The organism is Alphaproteobacteria bacterium (genome assembly GCA_041396705.1).
Taxonomy (GTDB): domain Bacteria; phylum Pseudomonadota; class Alphaproteobacteria; order CALKHQ01; family CALKHQ01; genus CALKHQ01.
Map to the genome: position 1 here is coordinate 171,561 of JAWKYB010000013.1, position 18,103 is coordinate 189,663.

19 protein-coding genes are annotated in these 18,103 nt (G+C 70.6%); 13 read left to right on the forward strand and 6 right to left on the reverse strand.

Going from position 1 to position 18,103, the window contains the following annotated elements; translation table 11 throughout:
* Positions 1-25: 25 nt before the first annotated feature.
* The gene (locus R3F55_18810) at positions 26-973 is read right to left on the reverse strand and encodes a ribokinase (GenBank protein MEZ5669445.1); all 948 of its coding nucleotides are present in this window, start codon (positions 971-973) and stop codon (positions 26-28) included.
* Between the two features lie 367 nt (positions 974-1,340).
* Between R3F55_18810 and R3F55_18815 the strand changes: the two genes are divergently transcribed.
* The 7 genes from R3F55_18815 to R3F55_18845 all read left to right on the forward strand — a co-directional run bounded on the left by R3F55_18815 (position 1,341) and on the right by R3F55_18845 (position 6,623).
* Positions 1,341-2,693, forward strand: coding sequence for a globin-coupled sensor protein (locus R3F55_18815; GenBank protein ID MEZ5669446.1), 1,353 nt, complete (start codon positions 1,341-1,343; stop codon positions 2,691-2,693).
* A 210-nt stretch (positions 2,694-2,903) separates the two neighbouring features.
* A complete protein-coding gene (hemA, locus tag R3F55_18820; protein ID MEZ5669447.1) occupies positions 2,904-4,136 on the forward strand; it encodes a 5-aminolevulinate synthase in 1,233 nt (410 codons plus the stop codon).
* A gap of 14 nt (positions 4,137-4,150) precedes the next feature.
* The gene (locus tag R3F55_18825) at positions 4,151-4,654 is read left to right on the forward strand and encodes a hypothetical protein (GenBank protein MEZ5669448.1); all 504 of its coding nucleotides are present in this window, start codon (positions 4,151-4,153) and stop codon (positions 4,652-4,654) included.
* A 53-nt stretch (positions 4,655-4,707) separates the two neighbouring features.
* On the forward strand, positions 4,708-5,049 hold the full coding sequence (locus tag R3F55_18830) for a metalloregulator ArsR/SmtB family transcription factor (GenBank protein ID MEZ5669449.1): 342 nt from the start codon (positions 4,708-4,710) through the stop codon (positions 5,047-5,049).
* A complete protein-coding gene (locus R3F55_18835; protein MEZ5669450.1) occupies positions 5,049-5,531 on the forward strand; it encodes an SRPBCC domain-containing protein in 483 nt (160 codons plus the stop codon). The genes R3F55_18830 and R3F55_18835 overlap by 1 nt, the downstream gene beginning before the upstream one ends.
* Before the next feature lie 70 nt (positions 5,532-5,601).
* Positions 5,602-6,171, forward strand: coding sequence for a hypothetical protein (locus R3F55_18840; protein ID MEZ5669451.1), 570 nt, complete (start codon positions 5,602-5,604; stop codon positions 6,169-6,171).
* Positions 6,172-6,347: 176 nt separating this feature from the next.
* The gene (locus R3F55_18845) at positions 6,348-6,623 is read left to right on the forward strand and encodes a hypothetical protein (protein MEZ5669452.1); all 276 of its coding nucleotides are present in this window, start codon (positions 6,348-6,350) and stop codon (positions 6,621-6,623) included.
* Between the two features lie 25 nt (positions 6,624-6,648).
* Here the strand turns inward: R3F55_18845 and R3F55_18850 are convergent, their stop codons facing one another.
* From R3F55_18850 to pdxH, 4 genes are all read right to left on the reverse strand, one after another.
* Complete coding sequence (locus R3F55_18850; protein ID MEZ5669453.1) at positions 6,649-7,020, reverse strand: CBS domain-containing protein; 372 nt, start codon at positions 7,018-7,020, stop codon at positions 6,649-6,651.
* A gap of 242 nt (positions 7,021-7,262) precedes the next feature.
* On the reverse strand, positions 7,263-8,015 hold the full coding sequence (locus tag R3F55_18855) for an SDR family oxidoreductase (GenBank protein MEZ5669454.1): 753 nt from the start codon (positions 8,013-8,015) through the stop codon (positions 7,263-7,265).
* 57 nt (positions 8,016-8,072) lie between these two features.
* Entirely contained in the window at positions 8,073-9,605 is a 1,533-nt protein-coding gene (locus tag R3F55_18860) for an AAA family ATPase (GenBank protein MEZ5669455.1), read from the reverse strand.
* A gap of 36 nt (positions 9,606-9,641) precedes the next feature.
* A complete protein-coding gene (gene pdxH / locus R3F55_18865) occupies positions 9,642-10,253 on the reverse strand; it encodes a pyridoxamine 5'-phosphate oxidase (GenBank protein MEZ5669456.1) in 612 nt (203 codons plus the stop codon).
* A 214-nt stretch (positions 10,254-10,467) separates the two neighbouring features.
* On the opposite strand from pdxH, the gene R3F55_18870 reads away from it, so the two are divergent.
* Together R3F55_18870 and R3F55_18875 are read left to right on the forward strand one after the other, a co-directional pair.
* Positions 10,468-10,935, forward strand: coding sequence for an RT0821/Lpp0805 family surface protein (locus tag R3F55_18870; protein ID MEZ5669457.1), 468 nt, complete (start codon positions 10,468-10,470; stop codon positions 10,933-10,935).
* A 185-nt stretch (positions 10,936-11,120) separates the two neighbouring features.
* Positions 11,121-11,582, forward strand: a complete 462-nt coding sequence (locus R3F55_18875) for an RT0821/Lpp0805 family surface protein (protein MEZ5669458.1) — start codon at positions 11,121-11,123, stop codon at positions 11,580-11,582.
* 29 nt (positions 11,583-11,611) lie between these two features.
* Here the strand turns inward: R3F55_18875 and R3F55_18880 are convergent, their stop codons facing one another.
* A complete protein-coding gene (locus R3F55_18880; protein ID MEZ5669459.1) occupies positions 11,612-12,961 on the reverse strand; it encodes a YihY family inner membrane protein in 1,350 nt (449 codons plus the stop codon).
* A gap of 122 nt (positions 12,962-13,083) precedes the next feature.
* Here R3F55_18880 and fabI point away from each other — a divergent pair, with 122 nt between their 5' ends.
* From fabI to R3F55_18900, 4 genes are all read left to right on the forward strand, one after another.
* Positions 13,084-13,920 (forward strand): enoyl-ACP reductase FabI, encoded by an 837-nt coding sequence (gene fabI, locus R3F55_18885; protein MEZ5669460.1) that lies wholly within the window; start codon positions 13,084-13,086, stop codon positions 13,918-13,920.
* A 6-nt stretch (positions 13,921-13,926) separates the two neighbouring features.
* Complete coding sequence (gene aroC, locus R3F55_18890; GenBank protein ID MEZ5669461.1) at positions 13,927-15,042, forward strand: chorismate synthase; 1,116 nt, start codon at positions 13,927-13,929, stop codon at positions 15,040-15,042.
* Positions 15,039-16,862, forward strand: coding sequence for a S49 family peptidase (locus R3F55_18895; GenBank protein MEZ5669462.1), 1,824 nt, complete (start codon positions 15,039-15,041; stop codon positions 16,860-16,862). The genes aroC and R3F55_18895 overlap by 4 nt, the downstream gene beginning before the upstream one ends.
* Positions 16,863-16,981: 119 nt before the next feature.
* A complete protein-coding gene (locus R3F55_18900; protein MEZ5669463.1) occupies positions 16,982-17,950 on the forward strand; it encodes a hypothetical protein in 969 nt (322 codons plus the stop codon).
* Positions 17,951-18,103 lie beyond the last annotated feature (153 nt).

The window sequence follows — 18,103 nt, forward strand, 5'->3', positions numbered from 1 at the left end:
CCGTGCGAGCGGCCGGATGCGCCGCTCAGCCGATGCGCCGCGGCGGCGCCAGGTCGTCGAGCCGGGCGCGGATGGCATCGCCGGTGACATAGCTCGACTGGCAGCCCAGCGTCAGGCAGGCCAGCGCAGCGCCGACGCTGGCGCGCCGCATCGCCTCCGGCAGGGCAAGCCCGCCGTCGAGACCCTGGGCCAGCACGCCGACGAAGGCGTCGCCCGCGCCGGTGGTGTCGACCGGATCGACCTTCAACGCATCGACCTGCCAGGCGCCGCCGGGACCGAAGGCGGCCGCGCCCTCGCCGCCCAGCGTCACGATGCAGGTATGGCCGTAACGGCCGGCCAGCGCGGCCGCGGTCGCCGTCGGCGTGTCGGCGGCGAGCCCGCCGGCCTCGGCGATCATCCGCGCCTCGATCTCGTTGACCACCAGCACGCCGACCGAGCGCAGCACGTCCTCGGGCACCGGCGCCGCCGGGGCGACATTCAGCACGACCCGCGCGCCGGCGGCATGGGCCCGACGCACCACCGCCCAGTTCTCCGCCAGCGGCACCTCCGCCTGCAGCAGCACGGTCGTCTGCGGGCCCAGTAGCGAAGCGGGCAGGCGGTCGGCGGTGAGCGCCAGGTTCGCGCCGCTGGCCACCACGATCGAGTTCTCGCCGCGCGAATCGACCCAGATCAGCGCACAGGCCGTCGGCCGGTCGACCCGGCTCATCGCCGTCAGGTCGACGCCGGCCTCGGCCAGCAGCGCGGTCGCCTTCGGGCCGAAGTCGTCGTCGCCGACCGCGCCGACCATGGCGATCCGCTCGCTGGTCACCGCCGGATCGCCCTTGGCGGCGCGGGCCGCCGCACAGGCCTGGTTCGCGCCCTTGCCGCCGGGCACCATCACGTAGTCCGGGCACAGCACCGTTTCGCCCGGCGCGGGCAAATGCTCGACCTTCACGATCAGGTCGACATTGAGCGAACCGAAATCGACGATCATCCTCGCGCGCCCCTCCTGCTTTTCTTGTCTGCCATACGCGACCCGGCGACCGACCGAGTCAAGCGGCGGATGGCGGCGAGGCACCCGCGAAGTGCCGGATTGGTTTCGAACCGAAACCAGAGCGCGATCAGTACTTGTTCTCGACTTGCAGCGTTAAGCCACCTTTTACACAAAAAGGGGAAATTGACGCGGCAACCGTACACGCCCTCTGGCTATTTCTACACCGAAGGACTTGGAAAATATCGCGCCGCCGAGCGAGCAAATAGCGGAACGACTTGGCCCGCGCACGCGATCACTCCGCGCGTGCCACGTCGCTGCATAAGAACGAGGGACAACCCGGCAACCCCCTGAAATGAAGGACCGTCTGATGTCATCCGCCAATCAGAGCACGAACACCGTCGATCGCGAGACCCGCCTGAACTTCATGAAGATCAATGAGGAGAGCGGCGCCTTGCTGCGCGAGTTCTGGCAGGCGCTGGAGCCGGCGCTGCCGACCGTGCTGAACGGCTTCTACGATCACGCCACCAAGCAGCCGAACCTGGCCCGCCTGATCGGCAACGACATTCCGCGGCTGAAGGGCGCGCAGGCCACCCACTGGGGCCGCCTGTTCAACGGTCGCTTCGACGAGGCGTACATCAACGGCGTCCGCCAGATCGGCATGGTCCACAACAAGATCGGCCTGGAGCCGCGCTGGTACATCGGCGGCTACAGCTTCGTCATGGGCCACCTCAGCGCGCTGGCGGTGAAGACCTACCGCCGCAACCCCGACAAGCTCACCAAGATGCTGGCCGCCGTCACCTCGGCCGTCATGCTCGACATGGACTTCGCCATCTCGGTCTACCAGGAAGCCATGCTGAACGAGCGCGCCGAGCGGCAGGGCCGGGTCGATGCCGCCGTTTCCGACTTCGACCAGCAGATGAAGACCGCGCTGAGCACCGTCAGCTCGGCTGCGTCGCAGATGCTCAGCATCGCCGACGGCCTCGCCGCCAATGCGGACAACACCTCGCAGCAGTCGACCGCGGTGGCCGCAGCAGCCGAGGAGGCCTCGACCAACGTGCAGACCGTGGCCTCGGCCGCCGAGGAGCTTTCCGCCTCGATCGCCGAGATCAACCGCCAGGTCGGCCAGTCGGCCCAGATCTCGCGTACGGCCGTCGACGAGGCGAACCAGACCAACGAGCTGGTCCGCGCCCTGGCCGACAGCGCCCAGAAGATCGGCGACGTGGTCAAGCTGATCAACGACATCGCCGGTCAGACCAACCTGCTCGCGCTGAACGCCACCATCGAGGCGGCGCGCGCCGGCGAGGCGGGCAAGGGCTTCGCGGTCGTCGCCTCGGAGGTGAAGAGCCTGGCCTCGCAGACCGCCAAGGCGACCGACGAGATCGCCGCGCAGATCGCCGGCATCCAGGACGCCACCAAGCGCGCGGTCAGCGCGATCGACGGCATCGGCAACACTATCACCGAGGTCAGCCAGATCGCCAACTCGATCGCCGCCGCGGTCGAGCAGCAGGGTTCCGCGACCCAGGAGATCGCCCGCAACGTGCAGCAGGCGGCCGCCGGCACCAGCGAGGTGACCACCAACATCACCTCGGTCAACCAGGCCGCGGCCGAGACCGGCGAGGGTGCCGCCCAGGTGCAGAGTGCGGCGCGCGAGCTGGGTCAGCAGGCCGAGACGCTGAAGACCGAGGTCGTGAGGTTCTTCGAGCGGGTCCGCGCCGCCTGAGGACGATCCCGCGGGCCGGCGCACGCGCCGGCCCGCCCTCACCCAAGTGTCAGTGGATTTGCAGCCTCTGCGACGCTAAGACGGTCTTCGGACCGTCGGCGCGGGGGACGCCGCATTCCTGCGCGACCACGTGGCGCATGGATTGATACGGCGCGAAGAGGTGTTGTTATTGCGGGACCGCGACCGCAACGGGACGGGAAAGAGACGCCGGTGGATTACGAGGGCCGCTTCAACGAAGCGATCGGCCGACTGAAGGCGGAAGGCAACTACCGCGTCTTTGCCGACCTTGAGCGCCAGGCGGGCAATTTCCCGCACGCGACCTACCACGGCAGCCAGCAGCAGGCGGACGCCGCCGCGCTCGGCGACGAGGTCGCGGTCTGGTGCTCCAACGACTATCTCGGCATGGGCCAGCACCCTGCCGTGATCGCGGCGATGGTCGAGGCGGTGCAGCGCTGCGGCGCCGGCGCCGGCGGCACCCGCAACATCTCCGGCACCCACCGCTATCACACCCTGTTGGAGCGCGAGCTGGCGGATCTGCACCGCAAGTCGGCGGCGCTGCTGTTCACCTCGGGCTACGTCTCCAACCAGGCGACGCTGAGCACGCTGGGCAAGCTGATGCCCGACGCGGTGTTCCTGTCCGACGAGCTGAACCACGCCTCGATGATCCACGGCATACGCGAGAGCCGGTGCGAGAAGCGGGTGTTCCGCCACAACGACCTCGCCCACCTCGAGGAGCTGCTGCGCGCCGTGCCGGTGACCCGGCCGAAGGTGATCGCCTTCGAGTCGGTCTATTCGATGGATGGCGACATCGCGCCGATCGCCGCCATCTGCGACCTGGCCGACCGCTTCGGCGCGATGACCTATCTGGACGAGGTGCATGCCGTCGGCATGTACGGCCCGCGCGGCGGCGGCGTCGCCGAGCGCGACGGCGTGCTCGACCGGGTGACGATCATCGAGGGGACGCTGGCCAAGGCCTATGGCACGGTCGGCGGCTATATCGCCGGCTCGCGTGCGCTGGTCGACGCGATCCGCTCCTTCGCGCCCGGCTTCATCTTCACCACCGCCCTGCCGCCGGTGATGGCCGCCGGGGCGCTGGCCAGCGTGCGCCATCTGAAACAGAGCCAGGTCGAGCGCGACGCCCAGCAGGAGCGCGCGGCGACGCTGAAGCGCAAGCTGGCCGACGCCGGGTTGCCGGTGATGCCCTCGGTCAGCCACATCGTGCCGGTGCTGGTCGGCGACCCGGTGCTGTGCAAACAGGCCACCGACGACCTGATGTCGCGCCACCGCATCTACGTGCAGCCGATCAACTTCCCGACCGTGCCGAAAGGGACCGAGCGGCTGCGGCTGACGCCGAGCCCGGTCCATAGCGATGTGCTGATGGACCGCCTGGTCGCTGCGCTCAGCGACATCTGGGGCCGGCTCGACATCCGCATCGCGGCCTGAAGCCGGACGGCCGGATGAGCCGGTGGCGACGCGCCGCCACGATCGTCTGGCCGCCGCGCGATCCGGCGCTGTGGACACTTGCCAGCCGTGACCCGGACGTACGCCGCCGGATATTCCGTGCCAGTCTTCTCGTCGTGCCGATCGGCTATCTGCAACTGGTGCTCTGCGGCCTGATCGTCGCCGGGTTCGATGAGGCGGGACGGATCATGGTGGTTTCGCTGCTGCCCGGCGCCATCGGCGGCGGCGTGGCCCTCCTCGCCGGCGTTTTCCTGTCCGCCGAACTGCTGTCGCGACGGCGCGGTCCGATCGCCTTCGCCCTGCTCGGCACGCTGGTCTATGGCGCCTGCCTGGCCCTGCTCGGTTTCGTGGCCGGCTTCTTTCTGCGCCTGTATTGGCCGTTCTCTCCGGTCTTCGGGGCGCTTTACGCGCTCGATCTGTTCCTGTTGCTGTGGCTCGGCCTGCGGCACCATGCGGCGGCGTTCTGGCCGAGCGGGGACGATGCGCCGCTGCCGTCCTGACGCGAAGGCCCTTGCCCCAGGCCAATGCGTAAGTTAGCTCTTACATGACTGCCATGGACGCCGCACTCAAAGCCATCGCCGACCCGCACCGGCGCGAGATCCTGCGCATCGTCCGCGACGACGAGCGAACGGCAGGCGACATCGCGGCGCAGTTCGCGGTCAGCCGGCCGGCGATCTCGCAGCACCTGAAGGTGCTGATCGACGCCGAGCTGGTCAGCGTGCGCAAAGACGGCAACCGCCGCTTTTATCGGGCCAGGCCGGAAACGATCAACGGCGTGATCCGCTTCCTCGACCGGTTCTGGGAAGACCGGCTGGAGAAGCTGAAGCTGGCGGCGGAGGCAGAGGAACGGGCAAGGACGGGCGGAGTGCCGCCCGGAGCGACGGGGGATTCGTGATGGCTGACGGCACTGCGCAAGGGGTCATGGCGGACGGCGTGGTCCGCGAGATCTGGGTCGCGGCGAAGCCGGAGACCGTGTTCCCATTCTTCACCGAGGCCGACCAGATCGTGCGCTGGATGGGCGTCGAGGCCGAGATCGACGCGCGGCCCGGCGGCATCTTCCGCTGCAACGTCACCGGCACCAGCATCGCGCGCGGCGAGATGGTCGCGGTCGACCCCTATTCCCGCGTCGTGTTCACCTGGGGCTGGGAGGGGCCGGACGCGACGGTCAAGCCGGGCGCGAGCACCATAGAGGTGACGCTGACCGCCGAGAACGACGGCACCCGTGTGCGCCTGTTCCATCGCGGGCTCAGCGGCAGCGTCGCCGAGCGGCACAACCACGGCTGGGCCCACTTCATGGAGCGGCTGCAGGTGGCGGCCAGCGGCGGCGACCCGGGCCCGGACCCGTGGGCCAAGCCGGCCGCGGCGGCAGGCGCGTGACGGCGCCGTGCTGGCCATCCCGACGCTTCGGCGCTAAGACGATGGCGGTTCCTCCCGTACAGGCATCGCAATGGCCCCGGATCGCAGCCACGCCGACCCGACCCTGTTGCCGTCGCGCGCGATGCGGCTTGCCGCGCTCGGTGCACTGGCGCTGCGCGAGCGCGACTATGCCGACCTGGCGCAGGAGATCCGCGATCTCGCCATCGCCGTGGTCGGGCCGACGCCGGATGCCTTCGGCTCGTCGCTGGAGCTGCTGCGCTATGACGGGCTGATCGCCGGCGGCGAGGAAGGCGAAGGCATCGTCTCGATCACCGAGGCCGGCCGCGTCGAGTTCCTGCGCCTGCTGGTCACCCGCCTGCGCAAGCCGGCCAGCGAGTTCAACAAGCTGTGGCTGGCGCTGAAGCTGCGCTTCCTGCCGCTGCTGCCGCCGGCCGAGCAGGCCGAAGAGCTGAACCGCATGTGCGCCCTGTTCGAGGGCGAGATCGCACGGCTCAGCGCGCTCCGGCGGCACCCGCTGACCGACGACGGCCATGTCGGCACCTGGATCGACCTGGAAGTGGCGGAGAACGGCGCCCGGCTGGCCTGGTGCCGTTCGTTGGTAATGCGGCTGGCTGACGGCGCCGAAGGCCGCACCGGCTGAACCGGTCCGGTGCGATCCGGATCATGAATTTGCCGTAATAATCTGTCACGGTCGCCTTGTCGGGCCGGCCAGGCGGCCGCCCGTACCCCCGAACCGAGGAGGACCGGGACATGACCCCAGCCACGCCACGTATGGCCGCGCTGCTGCCCGCCGTCGTCGCGGCCGCGTTCGCCGCCATGGCCGCGCCGGCGCACGCCGGCGACCTGGCCGACTGCACCTACAACGGCATCGACCTGTGGGGCGAGGTCGAGGTCGTCGACAGCTTTCCCGACATCACCGTGCGGGTGGTCGAGAGCTTCCCCGACCTCAACGTCGAACCGGTCGACAGCTTCCCCGAGGCATGCGGACAGTGGGAGTTCGTGGAGTCGTTCCCGGACTTCACCATCCAGTTCGTCGACAGCTTCCCCGACATCGAGATCGAATTCGTCGGCAGCTATCCCGGCCTGCCATAGGGGCAAAGCCCCGGGGCGATCCGGGTCAGGCGTCCGCCCGGCCGGCGTCGGCGCGGTGCAGCATTCCCAGCAGCTGCAGGTCGCGGTCCAGCACGGGCAGGCACGGAACCCCGCGCCGGTCCATCTGGGCCACCGCGACCTCGATCGCCGTGCTGGCGTCGCAGGCCTCGTAGCCGGGCGCCATCACGTCGCCGACCACGGTGGCCGCGACCTCCTTGCCGCGGATGACGGTCCGGCAGGAGATGTCCCAATCGGTGACGATGCCGAGGAATCGCCCGTCTTCCGCGACGGGCAGCGCCCGGACGAAGGCCGCGGCCATCATCTGGGCCACTTCGGTGATTGGCGTGCCGGGGCGCGCGGGATCGCCGCACGGACGCATCAGGTCCCTTGCCTGCATCGCTTCCTCCCAAGGACGGGCCGCAGTCTGCCGTTTCGGCCGGGTGCGACCTGCACCGGCATTGTCGCCTCCCGCTGCGGCTGCGCCGCTCTGCAGCGCCCGCCGATGGGAGGGACCGACGCGGCCTTTCCCCCCATGTCGGGCGTCGTGCAGCGTAATCAAGTCAACCAGCGATGCCTTAACCAATGATTAACCTGTCGGCCGGGCCGGTGCCCGACCCACCCCGGCGCGGCGCGGAGCGCTCAATACAGGTGCTGACCGCCGGTGACGAACACCTCGGTGCCGGTGACATAGCCGAAGTCCTCGGTCGACAGCCGGAACACCGTCGCCGCCACTTCCTCCGGCGTGCCCATGCGCTGCATCGGGATGCGCGCGACCAGCGGTTCGTATTCCGGCCCGATCATCTCGGTCTCGATCTCGCCGGGCGCCACCGCGTTGACCCGGACGCCGAGCTCGGCGAATTCCACCGCCAGTTCGCGGGTCAGCGCCGACAGCGCCGCCTTGGAGGTGGAATAGGCCGACCCGGCGAACGGGTGAATCGCGTGGCCGGCGATCGAGGTGATGTTGACGATCGAGCCGCCGCCCACCTTGGCACCCTTGGCCAGCAGGGCACCGAAGCCGCGCGCCAGCTGCAGGGGCGTGAAGAAGTTCAGCTCGAACACCAGCCGCCAGTCGGCCACGTCGCCGTTCAGGCAGCCCAGCCGCTCCTTGAACGGCGTCTTCGGCGACACCGCGGCGTTGTTGACCAGGGCATGCAGCGGGCGGTCGCCCAGCGTGTCCAGCGTCCAGTCGATGAAGGCACGCACGTCCTTCGGATCGAACAGGTCGGTCGGGCGATGGTGGGTCCAGTTCGGGTCGCGCAGGCAGTGTTCGGGAATGTCCTCGCGCGAACAGGTGATGACCCGCCAGCCCTCGTCCGAGAAGCGCTTGACCGTGGCATGGCCGATGCCGCGGCTGGCGCCGGTCAGCACCATCGTCTTGCGTTCGTTGGCCATGGTGACTGCCCGCGCGCCAGGGTTGCGACAGATTCTCAGACTAGCGCGGCATTCGCGCTAGGCAAGCGTATCGACTAGCCGCATTCGGGCCTGGGCGGCAACCTCCGCCGCCGGCCGGGCGGCATCGAGCCGCGCCCACGCGATCTCGCCGGTGTCGAGCTTGAGCTGGCGGCGCACCACCGCCGCATCGGCGTCGGAGGCATCGCCGCGCCGCGCGCCGACGCGCGCGGTCAGCACAGCCTCGGGCGCCTGCAGCCAGAACCCGGCGAACGGCAGGCCGAGGTCGGCGGCAACGCCGGCCACGGCGGCCCGGTCGGCGGGCCGGTCGAAGACCGCGTCGACCACGACCGCCTGACCCTCGGCCAGGCATTGCGCGGCACGGTCCATCAACAGCCCGTAGACCCGCGCGCTCACCGCAGGCGCATAGGCCTCCTGCGGCAGCCGCTCGGCCGGATCGACGCCGAACAGGTGCTTGCGCGCGACGTCGCTGCGCAGCACGACGGCACCCGGCGCCGGACCCAGACCGGGCGCCAGCGCACGGGCCAGCGTCGACTTGCCGCTGCCGGACAGGCCGCCGACGGCGACCAGCCGCGGCGGCGCCGGGCGGGCGAAGCTTTCCGCCAGGTCGAGATAGCGGGCGATCTCCGCGCCGTGGCCGTCGGCATCGCCGCCGTCGGCGGCGGCCTCGAGCGCCAGCACCTTGGCCCGGATCGCCGCCCGCGCCGACAGGAACAGCGGCAGCGCCGCCAGGCCGCCGAACTGGTCGGTGGCGGCCATGTAGCCGTTGAACAGCGCGTTGGCGTGCGGCTTCAGGCCGCGCACCCACAGATCCATCAGCATGAAGGCGACGTCGTAGAGGACGTCGATGCAGGCGATGTCGTCGCTGAACTCGATGCAGTCGAACAGCGTCGGCCGCCCGTCGATCATCACCACGTTGCGCAGGTGCAGGTCGCCATGGCAGCGGCGGACGAACCCGCTCGCGCGGCGGGCGTCGAGCAATGCGCCGACCCGGTCGAGCTGTGCGTGGCTCGCGGCTTCCAGCGCCGCTACCTTTTCCGACGCAACCAGCGCCGGCATCTCGCGGAACTCGGCGCAGTTGTCGTCGACGATCCAGCGCAGCGCCTCGGCGCCGCCCTTGTCGGGCCGCGCCTTGGCGGCGGCGTGAAAGGCCGCAATCTCCGCCGCCAGCATGGCCATGGCGTCGAGCGCCAGCGCGCCGGCATCGGCCAGCCGGTCGAGCAGCCCGGCCTGATCGAACCGGCGCATGCGCACGAACCAGTCGACCACCGCGCCGCCGCCGTCGATGGCGAGGCCGCCGCCGCTCTCGCGGGTGATGGCGCAGACGCCGAGGTAGATGTCCGGCGCGGTGCGGCGATTGAGCTCGACCTCGGCCACGCAGCAGTCGTGGCGGCGGGCCGCGTCGCTCAGGTCCATGAACGGGTACCAGACCGCCCGCTTCAGCTTCCAGGCCTCGTCGGCGGACAGGAAGATGTGCGCGGCATGGGTGTCGATCCGCTCGGCCTGCCGGTCGCGGGCGCGGGCCCGTTCGGTCAGGAAGCCGATGACCTCGCTCTGGTCTTCCGTGTTCAAGGGCGGACCGTCGGTTGGCGGACGGGCCGTCGGCGCCTACGGATAGAGGTGCTCCACGCGCCAGCCCGATTCGGGATTGCTGAGATGATAGACCGTCCGGTCGTGCAGCCTGAACGGCTTCTGCTGCCAGAACTCGATGCGCCGCGGCACGATGCGGAAGCCGGACCAATAGGGCGGCCGCGGAATCCGGCCGACGGCGTATTTGGTGGCATAGCGCGCGACCGCCTTCTCCAGCGCGAACCGGCCCGGCAGCGGCCGCGACTGCTGCGACGCCCAGGCGCCGATGCGGCTGTCGCGGGGGCGGGATTCGAAATAGGCGTCGGCTTCCTGCGCCGTTACCGGCTCGACCGCGCCCTCGATGCGCACCGACCGCTCCAGCGACTTCCAGTGGAAGCACAAGGCGCAGTTGGGGTTGGCCGCCAGCTGGCCGCCCTTGCGGCTTTCCAGGTTGGTGTAGAAGACGAAGCCGCGGCTGTCGTGGCCCTTCAGCAGCACCATGCGCGCCGACGGCCGCCCCTCCGCGTCGACCGTGGCGAGGCACACCGCGCTGGCATCAGACGGCTCGCTGCGCTCCGCTTCGGCGAACCATTCCGCGAAGCGCCGGAACGGCTCGTCGAACGCGCGGTTGTTGTCGATGTCGTCCGCCATAGCGCACCTGTCGTCGTCTTTCGGGGCGAGGTTCGCGGGCCGGTTCCCGGCGCCGGACCGGCTTGTGACCCCAGTCACGACCCGCCCAGAAATGCCCGCAATCCTCAGGCCTGGCTTCACATTTCGGCCATAAAGCGTCCCGATATATAGTGCGGTCACCGAATATCGGAATACAATCTGGAACGAACCCCCAACGCGAGAGAGGCAGAAAACCATGAACAGCTTCAAGATCATCGCCGCCACCATGGTCGTGGCCGTCGGCGCCAGCGCCTGCACCGGGCCGTCGCGCAGCACGATCGGCGGTCTGGCCGGCGGCGTCGCCGGCGCGGCGCTCGGCAGCCAGTTCGGCAGCGGCACCGGCCGCCTGGTCGCGGTTGCCGGCGGCACCCTGCTGGGCGCCCTGATCGGCAGCTCGATCGGCGCCTATATGGACGAGCAGGACCAGCTGCTGGCGCAGCAGGCGCAGACCCAGGCGTTCGCGGCCCAGCCGGGCCAGACCGTGGCCTGGACCAACCCGGACAACGGCAACCGCGGCACGGTGCAGACCCTGCCGGCCTCGACCAGCTACGCCGGCCGCTATTGCCGCGACTATGTGCAGACCGTGTTCATCGACGGCCGGCAGGAGACCCTGCGCGGCACCGCCTGCCAGAACCCGGACGGCACCTGGGAAGCGGTCAGCTGACCTGACGGGGCCGCACGGCGGACCCGGCATCGCGGCGGCCGGACCCGTTGTCCGGCCGCCGCTCCGGTTGACACGCGGCCCGGCATTGGTGTCGGGTCGCGTCGTCGTTTCCGGACGGACCGCACTGGAACGATCGACCGGCAGCCATGAAGCCGCCGGCGCTGAGGTGGAAGGAGTAGTCGACCATGCGCATCGCCGCTTATTCCCCGCTGGCGTTGGCGATGGCCCTGGCCGTCGCCGCCTGCGAGACTGAACCGACCCAGCCGCTGGGGCCGCAGGCCAGCGGCGGCATCGCCGCCACCGGCCAGGGCGGCGACGGCGGCTCGATAGAGACGCCCTCCGGCACCGGCGGCTCGCTGCTCGACGCCGGCCGCGGCGCCGCTTTCGCTGCCACGCTGGCCGCCGACGACGCGCGCTACTTCCAGCAGGCGGAGATTTCCGCCCGCAACGCCACCATCGGCAGCACGATTCGCTGGACCAATCCCGCCACCGGTACGGCCGGCACGATCACGCCGCTGAACGACGTGGCCATCGCCGGCCAGGACTGCCGGGTGTTCTTCCTCACCGCCACCAGCGCCGGACGGCAGAGCAGCGAATCCGTCACCGCCTGCCTGAGCGGGTCCGACTGGACGACGCTGCCGAGCTGAGCGCTCGCGGGGTCGCCCCGGCCCCGCGCTCAGCGCGGGCGCAGCCGGGTGACCTGTCCGGTCTCGGTCACCGCGTCCGCCGGTTCCGGCTTCATATCGGCCTGCAGCAGCGACTTCAGGTCGCGCGACAGGATCTGGCCGAGCGCGCCGTCGGCCTGCTGCAGGGTCGGGCCGACCAGCCCGACCCAGCGCCGCAGCACGTGGGAATCGTCCGGCTCGATCCGCAGCTTCATGTCGGTCATCAGGTCGAACAGGCTGGTCTCGCTGAGGTCGCGGCACAGCACCCACTTGTCGCGTCCGGTGCGGGTGACGTAGGCGGCGTCGCGCAGCCGTTGCAGCACCGGCTCGGCGTCGCCGGATAACAGCTGCGCGCGCCGCACCAGCCGGTGCCGCTTCATCGGCCGCCCCTTGCGTGCCGCCTCCGACAGCGCCGCCAGCACCGAGGTGGCGCCGCGCAGCAGCCGGGTCGGATTGCTCTCCACCATGTCGGTCTTGCCGACGGCGACGTGCCAGTCGGCCAGCGACGCCGCCAGGCAGGCGCCGACCAGGATGGCGGTCCAGGCGAAATAGGCCCACAGCAGGGTCAGCGGAATGATCCACAGCGTGCCGTACAGCGTCTGGTACAGCGCGACATTGGTCAGGTAGGAGGTAAAGGTGGCGCGCAGCAGCGCGAACACCGCCGAGGTGAAGGCCCCGGCGATCGCCGCGTGCCACCAGCGCACGGTCGTGTTCGGCACCACCTTGTTGAGCAGGGTGAAGCCGGCGATCGACAGGGCAGCCGGCAGAACATAGGTCAGCGCGCTTTCGAAGAAGCCGGCCTCGACGGTCTTGCTGACGGCCCCTTTCACAAGGTCGCTGGACAGCGACAGGCTGGCGCCCAGCAGCAGCGGGCCGAGCGTGATCACGCTCCAGCCGGTCAGGATGCGGGTGGAGATCGCCCGGAACTCACGCGCCCGCCAGATCCGGTTGAACGCGCTCTCGATGTTCACCACGATCAGCACCGACGTCACGGCAAGGCCCAGCACACCGAGCGCGGTGACACTGCCCGCATTCTCGCTGAAGCTGGTGATGTAGCTGGCGACCTCGTCGCCGAACTCCGGCACGAAGTTCTCCAGCGCGAACTGCTGGATCTGGATCTGCACGTCCTCGAACACCGGGAAGGCGGCGACGATCGACAGGCCCATCACGGTCAGCGGCACCAGCGCGAGCAGCGAGGTGAAGGCGAGCGAGGCGGCCGACGAGGGTCCGCCGTCGTCGAGGAAGCGGTTGGTGACGTACCAGCTCAGCACGCCCAGATTGCGCAGGCCGCGCAGAAAGCCGGCCCACCAGCGGCGGGGTGCGTCCTCGCGATCGTCCTGGGCTTCCGTCGTCTCGGTCATAGCAGGTCTCCGTAGACGGCAAATCCGGCGACTTTCGGGCCGCGGCGCTGGCTGCGCCCGCTTGCCCGACTCCGGCAATGGTGTACATTCCGGCCCGACCCGAGGGCGCAGAGAGGCCGCAGATGACGGACAAGAATGGGCTGATGGCCGGCAAGCGCGGCCTGATCATGGGTGTCGCCAACGACCGGTCGATCGCCTGGGGCATCGCCAAGGCGGTGGCCGAACAGGGCGCCGAGGTGGCGTTCAGCTATCAGGGCGAGGCGCTGGAGCGCCGGGTCCGGCCGCTGGCCGAGCAACTGGGCACCGCCTTCCTGCTGCCCTGCGACGTCACCGACGACGCCAGCATGGACGCCGCATTCGCGCAGTTGCGCGACAGCTGGGGCACGCTCGATTTCGTCGTCCATGCAATCGCCTTCTCGGACAAGGAAGAACTCAAGGGGCAGTACGTCAATACCACGCTGCGCAACTTTCTGCATACCATGCATATTTCCTGCTTTTCGTTTACCGATGTTTGCCGGCGCGCCCGCGCCCTGATGCCGAATGGCGGCAGTCTCGTCACGCTGACCTACTACGGGGCGGAGCGGGTCATGCCGCACTACAACGTGATGGGCGTGGCCAAGGCGGCGCTGGAGGCCAGCGTGCGCTATCTGGCCGCCGACCTCGGCCCGGAGGCGATCCGCGTCAACGCGATCTCGGCCGGCCCGATCAAGACGCTGGCCGCCTCCGGCATCGGCGATTTCCGCTACATCCTGCGCTGGAACGAGCTCAACGCGCCGCTGCGCCGCAACGTCACCACCGACGAGGTCGGCGGCGCCGGCCTCTATCTGCTTTCGGACCTGGGTGCCGCGGTCACCGGCGAGGTGCACCATGTCGACTGCGGCTATCACACCGTCGGCATGATGGCGGTGGACCAGGCCGCGGCGGTGGCAGAGCTGCTGCAGGGCCTGCACAAGGGCTGAGGCCGGATGTCCGCCAACGGCTTCGGCCACCTGTTCCGCTTCACCACCTGGGGCGAGAGCCACGGGCCGGCGATCGGCTGCGTCGTCGACGGCGCGCCGCCGCGCATCCCGCTGAGCGAGCCGGACATCCAGACATGGCTCGACCGCCGCAAGCCCGGCCAGTCGCGCTTCACCACCCAGCGGCAGGAGCCCGACGCGGTGCGCATCCTGTCCGGCGTGTTCGACGGGCTGACCACCGGCACCCCGATCGGCCTGGTGATCGAGAACCAGGACCAGCGGTCGAAGGATTATTCCGAGATCAGTAGGCAATACCGGCCCGGACACGCCGATTACACCTACCAGGTGAAATATGGCATCCGCGACTATCGCGGCGGCGGCCGCTCGTCGGCGCGCGAGACGGCGATGCGGGTGGCGGCCGGCGCCGTCGCGCGCCAGGTGCTGAAAACCTGGCTCGGGCCCGCCTTCGCGATCCGCGGCGCGCTGGTCCAGGTCGGCCCGCATGCGGTCGACCGCGCGCGCTGGGACTGGGCCGAGATCGAGCGCAACCCGTTCTGGTGCCCCGACGCCGGCAGCGCCGCGCGCTGGGCCGACTATCTGGACGACATCCGCAAGGCCGGCTCGTCGGTCGGCGCGGTGATCGAGGTCGTCGCCGACGGCGTGCCGCCCGGCCTCGGCGCTCCGGTCTACGACAAGCTCGATGCCGACCTGGCCAAGGCGATGATGAGCATCAACGCGGTCAAGGGGGTGGAAATCGGCGAAGGCATGGCCGCCGCCACCCTGCGCGGCGAGGACAACGCCGACGAGATGCGGGCCGGCAACGACGGCCGGCCGCGCTTCCTCAGCAACCATGCCGGCGGCATTCTCGGCGGCATCTCCACCGGCCAGCCGGTGGTGGTGCGCTTCGCGGTGAAGCCGACCAGCTCGATCCTGACCCCGCGCCGCTCGGTCGACCAGGACGGCAACGAGATCGAGGTGCGGACCAAGGGCCGCCACGACCCCTGCGTCGGCATCCGTGCGGTTCCGGTCGGCGAGGCAATGATGGCCTGCGTGATCCTCGATCACCTGCTGCGCCACCGCGCCCAGTGCGGGCCGGTGCAAATGACGGCGGGCGAGCCGGCATGACCGCGCCGTGGCAGGGTGACGAGGCGCCGGCGCCGCGCCCTGCCCCGCCGCCCCGCCGCGGCGGCTTCTGGCGCGGCTTCGGCAACGTCGTCCTGTACGGCCTTGCCCTGTTCGGCCTGACCGTTCTGGTCGGCGTCGTCGTCGGCATCGTGGCGTTGTCCCGCCTCGGCGAGGCGCCGGCGCTGCCGGAGCCGCCCTATGTGGTCACCGTCGATCTCGATAACGGGGTAGTCGAGCGCAGCACGCCGGCCCTGGGCCCGTTCGAGGCCGACGGCGAGGGCCTGGCGGTACGCCCGCTGATCGAGGCGCTCGAGCGGGCGGCCTCGGACCCGCGCGTGGCGGCGGTCGCCGTCAACGCCGGCAACGCCGGCATGAGCCCGGCGACGGCGGAAGACGTGCGCGGCGCGCTGCGCGCGGTCAGCGCGGCCGGCAAGCCGGTCTACGCCTTCGCTCCGGGCTTCGGTACGCTGCAGCCCGGCACCGTCGACTACTACGCCGTTGTCGGCGCCAGCGAGCTCTGGATGGCGCCGTCGGGCCAGCTCAGCCTGACCGGGCTGGCGATCGAGGCGCCGTTCATCGGCGACGCGCTGCAGCGGCTGCAGGTCGAGCCGCGGTTCGGCGCGCGCGAGGACTACAAGAGCGCGATCGAGACCTTTACCCGCGCCGGCTTCAGCGGCCCGGCGCGCGAGGCGCTGCAGGCGCAGGTCGACAGCATGGCCGAGACCATCGCCGACGCCATCGCCGACGGCCGCGGCCTGCAGAGCCCGGCCGTCGCGCGGCTGATCGGCGCTGTGCCGTTCGGCGCAGAGGCGGCGCGCGACGCCGCCCTGATCGACCGCCTCGGCTATATCGACGAGTTCGTCGATGCGGTGGAAGAGCGCCATCCCGGTGCGACGCTGGTCGACGTGGTCGCCTATGGCGCAGCGCTGGAGCCACCGGACGAGCCGGCCGCGACCGTGGCCTACATCCAGGCGCTCGGGCCGGTGGTCGACCTGGCCGGCGACGCCTTCGACACCAGCGTGGTGGCGCCGGACAACGTCGGCGCCGCCCTGGTCTCCGCCCTGAACGACCCGACGGTGGACGCCGTCGTGCTGCGGATCGACAGCCCCGGTGGCACCGTCACCGGCGCCGACGCCATCTGGCGCGACGTCGTGCGGCTGCGCGAGGCCGGCAAGCCGGTGGTCGCCAGCATGGGCTCGGTCGCCGCCTCCGGCGGCTACTACATCGCGATGGCTGCCGACCGCATCGTGGCCCAGCCCGGCACGCTGACCGGTTCGATCGGCGTGTTCGCCGGCAAGTTCGTCATCGGCGCGGCGACGGCCGGGCTCGGCATCACCTGGGACCGGGTCGCCCATGGCGAGAATGCCGGCATGTTCGGCTGGTCCGAGGACTACACGCCGGCGCAGTGGCAGGCGCTGAACGCGATGCTGGACCGCATCTACGACGACTTCGTGCACAAGGCGGCCGCCGGCCGGCGCATGGGCTTCGACGACCTGGAGGCGGTCGCCGGCGGCCGGGTGTGGAGCGGCGCAGATGCGCACGACCGCGGCCTGGTCGACGTCCTCGGCGGCCCGTCGCAGGCGCTGGCCGAGGTGCGCGACCTGCTGCGGCTGCCGCCGGACGCACCGCTGGCCGTGCGCGTGCTGCCGGAACCGCGCACGCCGCTGGAAGAGCTGCTCGGCTTCCTGCAGGCGCCGTCGGCCGACGTCTCGGTGCAGATCGCGCTGCCGCCGGCACTGGCCCCCTGGCCCGAGATCATCGACCTGATGCGCACGCCGGACGCGCTGCTGCGGCTGCCGCCGATGCGGATCGACGGCTGACGCACCGGCCCCTCCTCGCCGGCCTGTGACGGCGGTCACGGCTGCGTGAGTGGCGGCGCGCAGGGTCGGCATCCGTCCCCCGTAGAAGCGCCGTCATCATTTGACGAGGGGAGGATGGGATGAGGAAATACGCACGTCTTGTCGCGGCCGTCGGCGCTTTGCTCGGCCTGGTCGCGACGCAGGCGCCGGCCCAGGCGCTCGACGCGGCCGACGTCTTCACCGACAGCTACGCGGTCGCCCATGTCGACTTCACGCCGGTCGACGCGGCCCGCTCCGACCGGCCGGTGCCATTCCAGGTCTATTATCCGCAGGGCTTCAGCGGCGAGGCCAGCGTGATCCTGGTCTCGCACGGCGGCGCCGGGGCCGCCACCGGCTTCGGCTACATGCAGTTCTACGGCGAATATCTGGCCCGGGGCGGCTTCGTCGTGGTGGTCGTCGCCCATCGCCCGTCGGCGAGCGACCGGCGCCACGCGCCCGACACGCCGCTCGACGTCAGCTTCGTGCTCGACACGCTGGAGAGCGGCGGCGCACCGCTGCCGGCCGACTTCGGCGGCAGCCTGAACCTGCGCGCGGTCGGCCATATCGGCCACAGCTTCGGCGCCTATACCGGCCACGCCGTCGCCGGCGCCGACCTGACCCATGGCGACTATCGCGACCCGCGCATCGCCGCGATCGCGCCGATCAGTCCGCAGGGCGGCGACTACGGCCAGTACGACAACGGCCCGGCGGACAACAGCTGGTCCGGCATCGCGATCCCGTCCTACATCCTGGTCGGCGGCCGCGAGATCAACGGCCACAATGACGGGCCGCTGTGGCGCACGGTGCCGTTCCAGCGCTATCCGGCCGACGGCAACCGCTTCCTGACCGTGATCCAGGGCCAGAATCACGGCCAGATGGGCGGCGACGGCGCACCCGACGTGAAGGCGTTCCTGCTGGCCAACATCGCGCTGTTCTTCGACATCTACTTGCGCGGCGCCGACCACGACCCGTGCCTGATCGGCAGCCTGAACCTGCCGCAGGCGACCACCATCACCACGCGCAAGATGCCAGGCGGGCCGGTCGACATCGCGCTGACCTGCGCGCCGTAGACGCCGCGGCTGGCGCGGCACCGCAACCCGCATGGCGCGTCGCGGAATGCGGGTCCGACCGCGCCGCGACGCCGAAGACGCCCTGGATTGCGCCGCGCTTCATCCGGGCTACACGGCTGGCGCCGATGCGTCAGCCGCCCGTCCTCGCGCCGT

Excerpts from the sequence above, each read along its gene's own strand:
- R3F55_18810 (MEZ5669445.1), bottom strand. The coding sequence starts at position 973 with ATGATCGTCGATTTCGGTTCGCTCAATGTCGACCTGATCGTGAAGGTC.
- R3F55_18815 (MEZ5669446.1), top strand. The coding sequence starts at position 1,341 with ATGTCATCCGCCAATCAGAGCACGAACACCGTCGATCGCGAGACCCGC.
- R3F55_18825 (MEZ5669448.1), top strand. The coding sequence starts at position 4,151 with ATGAGCCGGTGGCGACGCGCCGCCACGATCGTCTGGCCGCCGCGCGAT.
- R3F55_18830 (MEZ5669449.1), top strand. The coding sequence starts at position 4,708 with ATGGACGCCGCACTCAAAGCCATCGCCGACCCGCACCGGCGCGAGATC.
- R3F55_18835 (MEZ5669450.1), top strand. The coding sequence starts at position 5,049 with ATGGCTGACGGCACTGCGCAAGGGGTCATGGCGGACGGCGTGGTCCGC.
- R3F55_18840 (MEZ5669451.1), top strand. The coding sequence starts at position 5,602 with ATGGCCCCGGATCGCAGCCACGCCGACCCGACCCTGTTGCCGTCGCGC.
- R3F55_18845 (MEZ5669452.1), top strand. The coding sequence starts at position 6,348 with ATGGCCGCGCCGGCGCACGCCGGCGACCTGGCCGACTGCACCTACAAC.
- R3F55_18850 (MEZ5669453.1), bottom strand. The coding sequence starts at position 7,020 with ATGCAGGCAAGGGACCTGATGCGTCCGTGCGGCGATCCCGCGCGCCCC.
- R3F55_18855 (MEZ5669454.1), bottom strand. The coding sequence starts at position 8,015 with ATGGCCAACGAACGCAAGACGATGGTGCTGACCGGCGCCAGCCGCGGC.
- pdxH (MEZ5669456.1), bottom strand. The coding sequence starts at position 10,253 with ATGGCGGACGACATCGACAACAACCGCGCGTTCGACGAGCCGTTCCGG.
- R3F55_18870 (MEZ5669457.1), top strand. The coding sequence starts at position 10,468 with ATGAACAGCTTCAAGATCATCGCCGCCACCATGGTCGTGGCCGTCGGC.
- R3F55_18875 (MEZ5669458.1), top strand. The coding sequence starts at position 11,121 with ATGCGCATCGCCGCTTATTCCCCGCTGGCGTTGGCGATGGCCCTGGCC.
- R3F55_18880 (MEZ5669459.1), bottom strand. The coding sequence starts at position 12,961 with ATGACCGAGACGACGGAAGCCCAGGACGATCGCGAGGACGCACCCCGC.
- fabI (MEZ5669460.1), top strand. The coding sequence starts at position 13,084 with ATGACGGACAAGAATGGGCTGATGGCCGGCAAGCGCGGCCTGATCATG.
- aroC (MEZ5669461.1), top strand. The coding sequence starts at position 13,927 with ATGTCCGCCAACGGCTTCGGCCACCTGTTCCGCTTCACCACCTGGGGC.
- R3F55_18895 (MEZ5669462.1), top strand. The coding sequence starts at position 15,039 with ATGACCGCGCCGTGGCAGGGTGACGAGGCGCCGGCGCCGCGCCCTGCC.
- R3F55_18900 (MEZ5669463.1), top strand. The coding sequence starts at position 16,982 with ATGAGGAAATACGCACGTCTTGTCGCGGCCGTCGGCGCTTTGCTCGGC.